The organism is Enterococcus sp. GPZ-007 (assembly GCF_059374735.1).
Map to the genome: position 1 here is coordinate 49,403 of NZ_JCAFYN010000022.1, position 14,047 is coordinate 63,449.

Here is a 14,047-nt window from a genome sequence, read left to right on the forward strand (position 1 = left end):
GGTATGGATCGGGATATGAGTATGGCGCCTGAACAAACAACAAAAGGCGATAAAAAGAAAAGCAACTATAAATTGAAGGATTTTTTACGATTGATCATGAGTGTCAATCCAAAGAAAACACTTTTTGCGATTGGTTTGTTTTTAAGCCTATTAACAAGTGGTGCTAGTTTGATTGTACCGCAATTAACCAAGGGCTTAATCGATACAAGCAAATTGGCACAGATCGATAAGACGATGCTGATTGTTTTAGTTTTGGCCTTTGTGGCCCAATTAGCATTCGGTGCGATCGGCAGTTTCTTATTACGTTATGTCGGTGAAAGTGCCGTTAAAACGTTACGGGAAAAATTGTGGGGTCATCTATTACAAATGCCTGTTGGTTATTACGACGATCATAAATCTGGTGAAAGCAGTTCACGATTAGTCAATGACACAACAGTTATCAAAGATTTAGTAGCCACCCAATTTCCAAACTTTATTACTGGTGCAATTCAACTTGTAGGATCGATGATTATCCTATTTGTCATGGATTGGAAAATGGCAGCAATGATGTTCTTAGCGGTACCGATCATGGCTTTGATCATGATGCCGATCGGTCGGGTCATGTCTCGTTTAGGTCGTCAATTACAGGCCGCAACGGCTGACTTCAACGCTGAGGCTAGCGAAAAATTATCGGAGATTCGTTTGATTAAGTCTAGTAATGGAGAAGAATTTGAAAAAGCCAGCGGCGGTTCATTCATCAATAAGATCTTCAATTTAGGAATTAAAGATGCGAAGGTTGAAGCAATGCTGCAGCCCATCATCACAACAGTCATGTTAGGTTTATTCGTGGGCATCTTAGGCTACGGCGCCGTTCGTGTCCAAGCGGGTACATTAACTAGTGGACAATTAGTTGCTTTTCTACTGTATCTGTTTAACATCATGATGCCGGCAGCCAGCTTCGCGATGTTCTTCTCGCAAGTGCAAAAAGCAATGGGGGCGACAGAACGAATCGAACAAATCTTGAAAACCGAGTTGGAACCTATCGAAACAGGTAAAGCAGTTGATGTGGCAGGTAAGACAATCAAAGCGGAGAATCTTTCTTTCCATTATGTAGCGGATCGCCCAATTTTGAAAAATGTTTCCTTTGAAGCCAAACCAAATACGGTGATCGCCTTTGCTGGGCCAAGCGGTGGTGGAAAATCCACGATCTTTGCCTTGTTGGAACGTTTTTATCAACCAACAAATGGTGTGGTCAAAATAGGAGATGAAAAAATTGATGATCTCAGCTTAACAAATTGGCGTTCGCAAATCGGTTATGTTTCGCAAGATAGTGCCGTTTTTGCTGGAAGTATTCGTGAGAACCTACAATATGGCCTCGATCGGACATTGACGGAAGAAGAATTGTGGCATGGTTTGGAATTGGCTTACGCGGATCAATTTGTTCGTGATTTTCCAGAACAATTGGAAACAGAACTAGGAGAACGCGGTGTGAAATTATCCGGCGGACAAAAACAACGGATCGCCATTGCTCGTGCATTCTTACGCGATCCAAAAATCTTAATGTTGGATGAAGCAACAGCCAGTTTGGATTCACAATCAGAAGAAAAAGTTCAACGTGCGTTGGACCAACTGATGGAAGGGCGAACCACGCTAGTTATCGCTCACCGTCTATCTACGATTGTAGATGCCGATCATATTTACTTTATTGAAAAAGGTGAAGTGACCGGTCATGGCACTCATAGTGAATTAATCGCCAGCCATCCACTATATGCGCAATACGTACAAGAGCAAGTGGTGAATTAATAAATGAAAAGAAAATCGCGTCGAAGCTTTCTAAACAGAAAGTTTTAACGCGATTTTCTTTACTATTAATAAGTCGGCATTTTTTCTTCGTAAGCTGTGATCTTATCTTCATACTGCAAGGTGATGCTGATATCATCTAAGCCGTTGACTAATTTTTCTTTCCAAGTTGGGTCGATTTGAAAGGCATAGCAAGACTCGGATGTTTGCACCTCTTGTTTTGGCAGATCAATCGTAATTGTTTGATCGGCAGGAATCTGGCTGAGAATCTCGCGGACGTCCTTATCCAGCTTGATCGGCAACAGACCATTTTTCAATGCGTTCATATAAAAGATGTCACTATAGCTGCCGGCAATCACCGCTTTGAAGCCGTAATCTTGAATAGCCCAGGCTGCATGTTCACGCGATGAACCAGAACCAAAGTTTTCGCCAGAGATTAAGATTGTTGCCTCTTTTCGTTCTGGTGCATTTAAAATGAACTCAGGATTTGGTGAACCGTCTTCCAAAAAACGCCATTCATCAAAAAGATGTTTGCCGAAACCGGCCTTATCGACTTGTTTTAAAAAGCCTTTTGGAATAATTTGATCCGTATCAATATTATCGTTCATTAGAGGAACTGTTTTTCCTGTATAAATCGTAAATTTTTCCATTAGATGACCTCCTTGCGGCTATCGACGAAGTTTCCATGAATGGCCGCTAGTGCTGCCATTACCGGACTACAAAGGTGGGTACGAGCGTCTTTGCCCTGGCGTCCTTGGAAATTTCGATTGGATGTAGATGCACAATGAACTCCTGCTGGTACACGGTCAGGGTTCATACCCAAACACATTGAGCACCCAGGTTCACGCCATTCAAACCCTGCTTCGACGAAAATTTTATCCAAGCCGATTTTCTCAGCTGCTTTGCGAACGGGTCTTGAACCGGGGACGACGATGGCAGTGACATTGTCATGAACCTTTTGGCCTTCGACGATTTTCGCGGCTTCCTGCAAATCGGATAGACGTCCGTTGGTACAGGAACCGATGAAGACATAGCCAATTGGAATATCTGATGGTGTTTGGCCTGGTTTAAGGTCCATATAATCGTAAGCTTTTTGCAAATCAGCTGAGGTGGCTGCCGGGAAAGTCCCATCGAATGGTACGCCCATCTCGGGATTCGTTCCCCAAGTTACAAAAGGAACAAGTTCGCTGGCATCAAGTGTCAGCACCTTGTCGTATTGAGCATCTTCGTCAGTGTAGAGCTCTTTCCAGTCATTGATTGCGGCTTCCATGTTTTTCGGAGCATACTCGCGTCCTGCCACATATTCAAACGTTTTGTCATCTGGGGCGATGATACCAATCTTTGCGCCGCCCTCAATTGCCATGTTGCAGATCGTCATCCGTTCTTCCATAGAAAGGTTTTCAATCGTTTCTCCGCAAAATTCTGCACCATAACCGACACCGAAATCCGTCCCGTATTTCGCGATCAACGCCAAAATAATGTCTTTTGCATAAACGCCCTTTGGTAGTTTACCAGTGACTTTGATGCCCATATTTTTCGGTTTATTTTGCCAAAGCGTCTGGGTAGCAAAAACATGTTCCACTTCGCTGGTTCCGATACCAAAAGCCAAGGCACCGAAAGCACCATGAGTTGCTGTATGTGAATCCCCGCAGACAATTGTTTTCCCTGGCTGAGTCAGCCCAGTTTCGGGACCAACCATATGAACGATCCCTTGACGTTCACTACCATTATCACAGAGCTCAACGCCAAATTCTTGGCAATTATCTCTCAATGTATCGATTTGTTTTTTCGCAACTAGATCGGTGAAGTTGAAAATATCTACTGTCGGTGTATTGTGATCCATCGTAGCGAATGTTCGCTCAGGATGACGTAAAGTCCGACCAGCTTCACGAATCCCCGCAAAGGCTTGAGGGGAGGTGACTTCATGGATCAAATGCAGGTCAATGTAAAGCAATTGTGGAGAACCTTCTTCGCCATGAACGACATGTCGATCCCAAAGTTTATCAAATAATGTTTTTCCCATAGTTATTTTTCCTCCAATTCTCGAATCACGGCGTCAGTGAACTCGTCAGTTGTTGCCTGTCCGCCTAAATCACCAGTAAAGATTCCTTTTGATAATACGGTATCGCAAGCTTTTTCAATTGCTTGTGCGGCGTGCTCTTCTTGGAATGATTGTCGCAGCATCATCGCTACGGACAAAATCATTGAGATCGGGTTCGCGATTCCTTTTCCCGCGATGTCTGGTGCTGAGCCGTGAATTGGTTCGTATAGCGAAGGACCGCCATCGCTATGACTAGCACTTGGCAATACACCTAATGACCCCGGTAATACTGAAGCTTCATCGCTCAAGATGTCACCGAAAAGATTTTCCGTTACGATCACATCAAAGGCTTTCGGATTTTGAATTAACTTCATTGCGGCAGAGTCAACGTATTGATGTTCTAGCTGGCAATCAGGATATTCTTTCGCGACTTCCTCCGCTGTTGCTCGCCATAATTTACTGGAGGCCAGAACATTCGCTTTATCTACCGAAGTCACTTTTTTACTTCGGCCTTGGGCAATTTTGAAAGCGGAATGGACGATCCGCTCGATCTCGTCTTTCTGGTAACGGGCCGTATCGTAAGCCATCTTATCAGTTAATTCTCGTGGTTCACCGAAATAAATACCGCTGCTCAATTCCCGGACTATAATCAAATCAGTCCCTTCAAGGATCTCAGGTCTCAATGGTGAAAGATGTAGTAGGGCAGAGGAGACTGAGACTGGCCGAATGTTCGCGAATAAATTGAGCGATTTTCTTAAATCCAGCAAACCTTTTTCCGGTGTGTCTGCCATTTTTTCCCATTTAGGTCCACCAATGGCGCCTAACAGGATGGCATCGGCTGATTGACAGGCTGTTAATGTTTTTTCTGGCAGTGAAGCACCAGCTTCATCAATGCCAGCTCCGCCAAAAGGCACTTTTTCAAGTTCAAAGTTATTTTCACAATTTTTCTCAACTGAAGCTAATACTTTTAACCCGCTATCCATAATTTCAGGTCCAATTCCGTCTCCGGCTAAAACAACGATCTTTTTCTTCATGTGCATGCTCCTATCTCATTTTAAGGTGTTCATTTATAAATAACTATCTCGCTAACCATTTTGTTCTAAATGATTGCTGGCTTGGACGTAGGCTTTTGCTGATGCGTGTAAAACATCAAAGTCTACACCAATACCGCGATATTCGCTATTCGTTTTCTCGTCAAACAGAGTGACACGTACTTCCGCTTGGGCATCTTCGCCGCCAGTCAGTGCTTGAATTTCATATTCGGTCAGCTCAGGATCTTGATTAAACAATTCATCAATCGAATTGTAGATTGCTTGAATACTACCTGAACCGATTTGAGAAGCAACTTTCGTTTCGCCGTTTTCATCTGTGATTGAGACGATTGCTCCCTGATAGCCGTTAGAACTGTATTGAACCTGAACATCCGCTAGTTTATATTTCTCAGTTTCTTCGCGGTACTGATCAGCAAGCAGTGCCACAAGATCCTTATCCGTAATTTGCTTTTTCTTGTCGGCTAATGATTTGAAACGTTTGAAGGCTTCTTTACTATCGGCATCATTTAGTTGGTAACCTAATTCCTCTAATTTTGCATTAAATGCATGACGCCCCGATAATTTTCCGAGTGGAAGAGAATTTTGATTGACACCCACCATGGTAGGCGTGATGATCTCGTAAGTCTCTGGATTTTTCAAAACGCCGTCTTGATGAATACCAGATTCATGGGCATAGGCATTATCACCAACGATTGCTTTATTTTTTGGAACCGGAATACCTGAAAGGCGAGAGACTAGTTCACTGGTTCGCTTAGTTTCGTTTAATACGATATTCGATTCACATTGATAGAAGTCTTTGCGAATCGCTAGTGCCAACGCCACTTCTTCTAATGCGGTGTTACCCGCACGTTCGCCGATTCCGTTGATTGCTCCTTCTACACGATTCGCACCATTTTCGATTGCCGCCAGTGCGTTAGCTGTTGACATTCCCAAGTCATCATGGCAATGAGAGGAAAAAGTGATCTCTTCCTCACTGCGAATATTTTCAATCAATGATTTAAAAATACCGCCATATTCGGTAGGATTCGAGTAGCCGACAGTGTCAGGGACATTAATGATCGTCGCGCCAGCATCAATCGCTGTTTGTACTGCTTTTAATAGGAAGGATTTTTCTGTTCGTGAGGCATCTTCCGGTGAAAATTGCACCTTCTTGAACAAACTGCGTGCGTAGCCAACGTGTTCTTTAATGGAAGCCAGAACCTCCTCCCGAGTCATTTTCAGTTTGTATTGCATATGCACGTCGCTTGTTGCTAAGAATACGTGAATTTGCGGATCAACTGCATCTTTTAGTGCTTCATAGGCCCGGTCGATATCCTTTTTCTGGCAACGAGCCAGTCCTGTTACAGTCATGCTCTTGGCTTGACGAGCAATACTTTGGACAGCTTCGAAATCACCAGGTGAAGCGATCGGAAAGCCTGCCTCGATGACATCTACCCCCCATTTTTCTAATTGAAGAGCGATCTGAACTTTTTCTTTTGTATTAAAATTTACTCCTGGGGTTTGTTCACCATCCCTTAATGTGGTGTCAAAAAATTGAATCTTTCTCATTTTTACTCCTCCTTTGGTCAAAAACGGGTATAAAAAAAGCACTCCATCGGAAAAGAACCACTTTCTTCTCCGATGCAATGCGAATAGGGACTTTATGAAATAATTTTCAGAAAGTCCCAGCTATAATAATAAAGTTGCGTTGAAAGACATATTTGATTTCATCATAGCAACCACCCGTTCAATGTCAGAATTTTTAAAAAATTGTTGTAATCATCGTATAAAAAAAGAAAAGAATTGTCAACACAATTATGAAAAAAAGATGAGAATTATTTTTAATTTATTTGTCGATTATGAAATAAGGCTGAATGAAAGAAATTCCTCCTCAGGCAGCTTAAAAGTTTCCTACTATATAAAGAGCTCAACAATCTGTCATGGTGATGTTACAACAGATAATAAAAATTTGGATATTCAACATTATTTCTAATTCAGAAAAAATTTTTTAGCTTAATTGCTGATTCTACAAGTTTTCTTAGGAATGTTTTACAAAAAGCCAAAAATTATTAGAGCATATGGTTTGATTTATTAAAAATAAATGATTAAACTACTCGACATATTCAGAACTTCATAATTATTCTGAAAATTGAATCAAAAGGGGAAAAAGATATGAGGAACAAATTTGCTTATGGTATTATCGCGATTTGCGGGCTCGCTTTGGCGGGTTGTTATGGAGGCAACAGCGCAACAACTGATGAGAGCAGTTCGAGCGCAAAAGCCAAGAACAATGGAACATTTAACTTGGTGGTCCAACAGGAAATGCCGACTGCCGATCTATCAGTCGCGACCGATACGATTAGTTTTACTGCACTAAATAATGTTTATGAAGGAATCTACCGTCTAGACAAAGACAACAAACCTCAACCAGCTGGTGCAAGCGAAAAAGTCAAAGTCAGTGATGACGGCAAGACCTATACTGTCAAATTAAGAGACGATGCGAAATGGTCAAACGGTGATCCAGTAACAGCAAAAGACTATGTCTTTGGTTGGCAACGTACTGTGAAGCCAGAAACAGCCTCAGAATATGCTTATCTATTTGAACCCGTTGAAAATGCAGCAGATATTTCAGCTGGAAAAAAAGCCCCAGATACATTAGGGATTAAAGCAGTCAATGATCATGAGTTGGAAATCAAATTAGCGAAGCCAACACCGTATTTTGATTACTTACTAGCTTTCCCATCATTCTTTCCACAAAATCAAAAAGTGGTAGAAGCAAATGGGAAAGAATATGCTACTAAGAGTGACAAATCGGTTTACAATGGTCCATTTACATTAGAAGGATTCGACGGACCGGGTACGGATACCGAGTGGGAATATAAGAAAAACGATACTTACTGGGATAAGGACGAAGTGAAATTATCATCCGTTAAAGTTAATGTGGTAAAAGAATCTTCAACTTCATTGAATCTGTTTAAAGATGGTGAAGCAGATGATGTTATCTTGTCTGGTGAATTAGCTCAGCAAAATGCTAATGATCCAGCATATAAATCATTTAAAGAAGCTCGTACTAGCTATCTTGAATACAACCAACGCAAAGCAGATTCACCATGGAAAAACGAAAACTTGCGTAAAGCAGTTTCATATGCCATTAATCGTAAATCATTGGTTAACCAAGTGTTAGGTGATGGATCGGTTGTTTCCACAAGTTTGATTCCATCAGGCATGTCAAAAAATCCTAAGACGGATGAAGACTTCGCCAAAGAAGCAGGCAAGCTTGCTCCTTACGATAAAGAAAAAGCTAAAGAATACTGGGATAAAGCGAAGAAAGAATTAGGCATCGACAAACTATCGTTCGAGTTAATGGCCTCTGATACAGATTCATCGAAAAAAGTGATTGAATACATTCAAGGCGTTCTAGAAGATACTTTGCCAGGAATGACCGTGAAGCCAACACCAGTTCCATTTTCTGTTCGTTTAGACCGTTCAAATGCTGGCGACTTTGATGTACTGCTTGGTGGTTGGGGCGCTGACTATGCCGACCCATCTAGCTTCACTGATTTGTTTGTAACAGGAAACTCTTATAACCGTGGACGTTGGAGTAATGAAGAGTATGACAAATTAGTTGACGCATCAGGCAACAAAGACGCTAGTGATGAGGAAGCTCGTTGGGCTGACTTGCAAAAAGCCAATGAAATCATTTCAAAAGAATCTGGTGTCGCACCGCTTTACCAATTATCTGAAGCTCATTTAGTAAACGAGAAAGTCAAAGGCATCGTTCACCATCCTGCCGGCGCTTCTTGGGATTACAAATGGACTTACGTGGAAGAATAATAGTTAGGTGAAAGACGCATTTCATTAAGGCTTTTTATATGGCCGAAATGCTGATGATAATAAAAAAGAAGTTGGAACGGTGATCCCGTTCCAGCTTCCTTTTAAATCATTGCTATCAATGCACAAATGATTGAAGCAGCAAGCAAAATAGCTGCGATGATTAACCAAAAAGAATAGCGTCCTTGTCCAATCTGTGAGAGGGACTGAAATTCTGATTTTTTCTTTTGTTTTCTGCTGAAGGCCTGATGCATCGAATGTTGAAAGTGATCGAAGAAGCCTGAAGAAAAAATCCAAAGTAAGATGCCAATGATTAGAAATGGTAATCCGGTTAAGAACAATCGGTTGGATAAGGTCAATGCAGAAAGTGATCCTTGAATAAATGTATAGATCACAATAATCACTAGCAAACCGCCGCCGATTCCAATGGGAAATAATTTATTTTTCATACATACACTCCAATAATTAATGGCTAACACCATCCAGATAAAAAACTTATCCGCAATGTATTTCTACTCTAAACCATATCAAAAGTAGAAGTCAAAATATAAGAGCGGAACACCAGACTTATTTTAGGAGGCACCTCATGGGCAGTTATTTGAAATATTTTTTAAAGCGTGTCTTTTTCATGTTAATTACATTATGGCTGATTGCGACCATCACTTTCTTCTTGATGCAATTATTGCCGGGGACACCGTACACCAACCAAGAACGTTTGAGTCCTGAAACGATCGCGATGCTGAATAAACAAGTCGGCCTAGATAAACCAGTGATCGTACAATACGGGATTTACTTATCAAACCTCGTACAAGGAAACTTCGGAATTTCTTTCCAATTTAAAAATCAAGCCGTTGCAGCATTGCTAGCCGGACGAATCGGACCATCATTGCAGCTTGGGTTACAGGCAATTATCTTCGGAACCTTTGTTGGAATCATTTTAGGAACGATCTCTGCGATGAAACAAAACTCGTGGGCTGATACAGCCTCCACTTTGGTAGCGATTCTGGGACGTTCAATTCCCAACTTCGTCTTCGCTGTGCTATTACAATATATTTTCGCCATGAAACTGCGTATTTTGCCGATTGCTAAATGGGAAGGCTTTGCTTATACGATCTTGCCTACACTAGCACTGGCTATGTCGCCGTTAGCGGACTCAGCCCGCTTTATTCGAACTGAAATGGTCGAAGTACTTCACAGTGATTATGTGGAGTTGGCTCGCGCCAAAGGCTTGAGTCGATGGGAAATCGCCTTTAGACATGGTTTAAGGAATAGTTTGATTCCTTTAATGACCTTGCTTGGACCACTGGCCGTAGCTTTGATGACTGGTTCGCTAGTAGTAGAAAATATTTTTGCGATTCCTGGTATCGGAGAACAGTTTGTAAAATCAATCATGACTAATGATTATCCAACGATTATGGCTGTAACGATCCTTTATTCATTCATGCTGGTCTTTGTCATTTTAGTTGTGGACTTGCTGTATGGACTAGTTGATCCACGGATTCGTCTTTCAGAAGGGAGTAAGAGCTAATGGAAATGAAATATCCTTCAATCGTTGATATTCCCGCAGATGAATTTCAACCCTTACAAAAAAACACCGAAGAGGAACGCGAGGAAATTGCGGCGCCTTCGCTGAATTTCTTACAGGATTCTTGGCGCCGTTTGAAAAAAAATAAAGCGGCAGTTATCTCGATGATTCTCTTAGCCGTGATCATCGTTGTCTCAATTGTAACAATTTTTGTTTCACCACATAATCCAAGCAAGCAGAATGTTGATTATATAAATCTCCCTCCACGGGTTCCAGGTTTAAACATTAACGGCTTAAATGGAAAAACGATGGTCGCTGGTGAATTGGTCGATAAATATGCGCAAGCGGATGTTCCGAACAATGTCAATTACTTGTTAGGAACGGATGGCTTGGGACGCGACGTGTTAAGTCGTCTATTCATGGGAACACGGATTTCACTGCTGATTGCTTTTATTGCGGCACTGTTTGATATTACGATTGGTGTGGCATATGGATTAATTTCCGGTATGCTAGGCGGCAAAGTCGATAATGCGATGCAACGTTTCTTAGAAATTCTTTCGGGGATTCCTAACTTAGTTGTGATGATTTTGATGTTAGTTGTATTTGAACCAGGGATTTTCTCGATCGTAGCCGCAATGGCCATTACTAACTGGATACCGATGGCGCGGATTGTCCGGGCCCAGACCCTCAAGCTGAAAGATCAGGAATACGTGTTAGCAGGGATGACTCTGGGTGAATCAAAATGGAAAATTGCTTTCAAGCACATCATTCCGAATATCTCCAGTGTCATTATTATTCAAATGATGTTCAGTATTCCAACTGCGATCTTCTTTGAAGCGTTCTTGAGTTTTATCGGCTTAGGTTTGACACCGCCGGCTGCTTCTTTAGGTACATTGCTGAATGATGGCTATAAAACTTTCTTATATCTACCATACTTATTGTGGATTCCAGCGGTGACTATCTCGCTGATCATGGTTTGTTTCAACCTGTTAGCCGATGGTCTTCGTGACGCATTCGATCCGAAAATGAAAGAGTGACGATTTATGGAAAAAATTTTAGAAGTGAATAATTTGAATATTTCATTCGACACCTATGCCGGAAAAGTTCGGGCGATTCGTGGCGTTGATTTTGATTTAAATAAGGGAGAAACGTTAGCGATCGTAGGGGAGTCTGGTAGTGGAAAATCCGTTACCACTCGTACGATTATGCGTCTGCTTTCCAGTAATGCCAATATTGATGAGGGTCAGATTTTGTTTAAAGGCCAAAACATTGTTGATAAATCAGAAAAAGAAATGCAGAAGATCCGTGGACGAGAAATCGCCATGATCTTCCAAGATCCGATGACTTCCCTTGACCCGACGATGACGATTGGAAAACAAGTCGCAGAGTCATTACGCAAGCACAAAAAAGTATCGAAAAAAGAAAGCCTGAAAGCCGCCCTAGATTTGTTGAATCTCGTGGGTATTCCAGATGCTGAAAAACGGTTGAAAAATTATCCTCACCAGTTTTCTGGAGGGCAGCGGCAACGGATCGTAATCGCGATCGCCTTGATCTGTAATCCTGAAATTTTAATCGCTGATGAACCGACAACTGCCCTGGATGTAACGATCCAAGCACAAATATTAGAATTATTAAAAGAAATTCAGGAAAAAATCGAAACATCCATCATTTTTATTACCCATGATCTCGGTGTGGTAGCAAATGTCGCCGATCGAGTAGCAGTGATGTATGCTGGTAAGATTGTCGAAGTCGGTACAGCGGAAGAAATCTTCTACAATCCACAGCACCCTTATACATGGGGATTGCTTGGATCAATGCCAACATTGGAAAGCGAAAACGATCGTCTATATGCGATTCCTGGTTCTCCGCCGGATTTGTTGGATCCGCCAAAAGGCGATGCGTTCTATCCGCGAAATGAGTTTGCGTTAAAAATTGATGCCGAGATGGAGCCACCATTCTTTGAGCTGTCTGAAACACACAAAGCAGCAACTTGGATACTTGCGCCACAAGCACCAGCAGTTACACCTCCAGCTGAGATTCAACGACGTTGGGATATTTTTCGCAAGAAACAAAACCAATATTCCGCTTAATTTTAGCGAGGAAAATGGAGGACTACGATGGAAAAACGCTTATTAGAAGTAAAACACTTAAAACAGTATTTTAATACTGGTACGAAAAATGAAGTACGTGCTGTGAATGATGTCAGCTTCCACATCAATGAGGGAGAAACTTTTGGTTTGGTCGGAGAATCCGGTAGTGGGAAATCTACTACTGGCCGGACAATCATTCGTTTGAATCAAAAAACGGATGGAGAAATTCTCTTTGATGGAAAGGACGTCGTAAAAATCCATGGCAAAACGGCGTTGACAGAATTTCGCCGCGATGTCCAAATGATTTTTCAAGACCCCTATGCATCACTTAACCCGCGGATGAAAGTCAAAGATATCATCGCAGAAGGAATCGATGTCAATGGATTAGCTAAAACACCAAAAGAACGAGACAAGATCATAAATGATTTATTAGAAACGGTAGGGTTAAACCCAAGTCACGGGACACGTTACCCCCATGAATTCTCAGGTGGGCAACGACAACGGATTGGGATCGCCCGTGCATTGGCTGTCCGACCTCGTTTTATTATCTGCGATGAACCAATCTCAGCACTGGATGTTTCAATCCAAGCTCAGGTCGTGAATTTATTGCAAGATTTACAGAAAGAGCATAACTTAACCTATCTATTTATCGCTCATGACCTTTCGATGGTAAAACATATCAGTGATCGTATCGGTGTAATGAACAACGGTCATCTGTTAGAAGTTGGAACCAGTGATGAAATCTATCACTATGGTGTTCATCCTTATACAGAAAGTTTGTTGTCAGCCATCCCTATGCCGGACCCCGATCATGAACGCCAACGTCGTCGCATCAAATACCAGACAGAGCCGCACGATGGCAAAGCGCGCTCATTACGGGAAATCGCACCCGGTCATTTTATTTATTCTTCTGAAGATGAAGTCGCTTATTATAAGAAAAAACTGCAGCATTTGAAAAATCAGAAAGCTGTAGCAGTATGAAAGTAAAAGCCAAAGCAGAGTAGAAAATCTGCTTTGGCTTTTTAGCTTGTTGATGAAATACTTTCCATTCGTTAGGTAAAAACCGATATCACTTTACAAACATAAAGCACAAAACTAATTTGCCTTATTTTACATGAACACGGCGTTTTAGGATAACTAAACCTGCAAGTAAGAATACCGCGATTCCGATTATGGTCAGAGAAGTAGTGCTGCGTTCACCAGTCTTAGGATATTCCTTTTGACCAACAGCTTGAGACGATACATCACTTTTTACTGCGTCATTGGTATTAGGAATAGTTGTAACGCTCTGAACAATTGGTTTTGTAGTAGTTGCTAGATTTTGAATAGTCGAAACGGGTTTAGCCATGTCATTCGTAGGAAGAGTTATTTCCGGATAATCGTTGAGCCGGAAAAGGATACCAGAGAATAGGTTAATCGCAGCACTCAATTTTTTTTCTGAACCGCTCAGTTGATTCAGAATATAACTCAATTCATCATTTGAAAAATGACGAATACCAGGATGAAGTACACGAAGATAATATTGTAACTGATCAATATTATTGGCTAATTCAGCAGTAGTTTGAAAGTCATGGGGATTAAACATTAAGGCTTTTTCAACATCTGCCCAAGAAACTTCCTTATCTTTGTAAATCATACGTAAAACTCGTACATAGCTACCCAAATCCATACCAGCAAAGTCGAAGTTGTAGCGGATAAAAAGTTTATAAGCATTGGTTAGTTCTTCGTCTGTATAACTGAGCTAATTTCA

General features: G+C 41.5%; 12 protein-coding genes. 6 read left to right on the forward strand and 6 right to left on the reverse strand.

Features of this window, described 5'->3' with window-relative positions:
* The first annotated feature begins 3 nt into the window (after positions 1–3).
* Positions 4–1,782: an ABC transporter ATP-binding protein gene (locus AC4J95_RS12435; RefSeq protein WP_494550160.1), complete on the forward strand. Its 1,779-nt coding sequence runs from the start codon at positions 4–6 to the stop codon at positions 1,780–1,782.
* A gap of 65 nt (positions 1,783–1,847) precedes the next feature.
* Here the strand turns inward: AC4J95_RS12435 and leuD are convergent, their stop codons facing one another.
* From leuD to AC4J95_RS12455, 4 genes are read right to left on the reverse strand one after another with little or no spacing between them, the layout of a single operon-like run.
* Positions 1,848–2,429, reverse strand: coding sequence for a 3-isopropylmalate dehydratase small subunit (gene leuD / locus AC4J95_RS12440; protein WP_494550161.1), 582 nt, complete (start codon positions 2,427–2,429; stop codon positions 1,848–1,850).
* Positions 2,429–3,802 (reverse strand): 3-isopropylmalate dehydratase large subunit, encoded by a 1,374-nt coding sequence (leuC, locus tag AC4J95_RS12445; protein ID WP_494550162.1) that lies wholly within the window; start codon positions 3,800–3,802, stop codon positions 2,429–2,431. Before leuC ends, leuD begins: the two co-directional genes overlap by 1 nt.
* A 2-nt stretch (positions 3,803–3,804) precedes the next feature.
* Positions 3,805–4,854 carry a 3-isopropylmalate dehydrogenase gene (gene leuB, locus AC4J95_RS12450; RefSeq protein ID WP_494550163.1) on the reverse strand — a complete coding sequence of 350 codons (1,050 nt, stop codon included), beginning with the start codon at positions 4,852–4,854 and terminating at the stop codon, positions 3,805–3,807.
* Positions 4,855–4,905: 51 nt separating this feature from the next.
* Positions 4,906–6,420 (reverse strand): 2-isopropylmalate synthase, encoded by a 1,515-nt coding sequence (locus tag AC4J95_RS12455; RefSeq protein WP_494550164.1) that lies wholly within the window; start codon positions 6,418–6,420, stop codon positions 4,906–4,908.
* Between the two features lie 603 nt (positions 6,421–7,023).
* On the opposite strand from AC4J95_RS12455, the gene AC4J95_RS12460 reads away from it, so the two are divergent.
* The gene (locus AC4J95_RS12460; protein ID WP_494550165.1) at positions 7,024–8,685 is read left to right on the forward strand and encodes a peptide ABC transporter substrate-binding protein; all 1,662 of its coding nucleotides are present in this window, start codon (positions 7,024–7,026) and stop codon (positions 8,683–8,685) included.
* Positions 8,686–8,786: 101 nt separating this feature from the next.
* On the opposite strand, the gene AC4J95_RS12465 is transcribed toward AC4J95_RS12460, so the two are convergent.
* On the reverse strand, positions 8,787–9,131 hold the full coding sequence (locus AC4J95_RS12465; protein ID WP_494550166.1) for a DUF3899 domain-containing protein: 345 nt from the start codon (positions 9,129–9,131) through the stop codon (positions 8,787–8,789).
* Positions 9,132–9,268: 137 nt separating this feature from the next.
* On the opposite strand from AC4J95_RS12465, the gene opp3b reads away from it, so the two are divergent.
* From opp3b to AC4J95_RS12485, 4 genes are read left to right on the forward strand one after another with little or no spacing between them, the layout of a single operon-like run.
* On the forward strand, positions 9,269–10,210 hold the full coding sequence (gene opp3b, locus AC4J95_RS12470; protein WP_438787958.1) for an oligopeptide ABC transporter permease: 942 nt from the start codon (positions 9,269–9,271) through the stop codon (positions 10,208–10,210).
* A complete protein-coding gene (gene opp3C, locus AC4J95_RS12475; protein WP_494550167.1) occupies positions 10,210–11,244 on the forward strand; it encodes an oligopeptide ABC transporter permease in 1,035 nt (344 codons plus the stop codon). Before opp3b ends, opp3C begins: the two co-directional genes overlap by 1 nt.
* A gap of 6 nt (positions 11,245–11,250) precedes the next feature.
* Positions 11,251–12,297 carry an ABC transporter ATP-binding protein gene (locus AC4J95_RS12480; protein WP_494550168.1) on the forward strand — a complete coding sequence of 349 codons (1,047 nt, stop codon included), beginning with the start codon at positions 11,251–11,253 and terminating at the stop codon, positions 12,295–12,297.
* A gap of 27 nt (positions 12,298–12,324) precedes the next feature.
* Complete coding sequence (locus AC4J95_RS12485) at positions 12,325–13,278, forward strand: ABC transporter ATP-binding protein (protein ID WP_494550169.1); 954 nt, start codon at positions 12,325–12,327, stop codon at positions 13,276–13,278.
* Positions 13,279–13,402: 124 nt separating this feature from the next.
* On the opposite strand, the gene AC4J95_RS12490 is transcribed toward AC4J95_RS12485, so the two are convergent.
* Positions 13,403–13,933, reverse strand: coding sequence for an LPXTG cell wall anchor domain-containing protein (locus tag AC4J95_RS12490; RefSeq protein ID WP_494550170.1), 531 nt, complete (start codon positions 13,931–13,933; stop codon positions 13,403–13,405).
* Between the last annotated feature and the right edge of the window lie 114 nt (positions 13,934–14,047).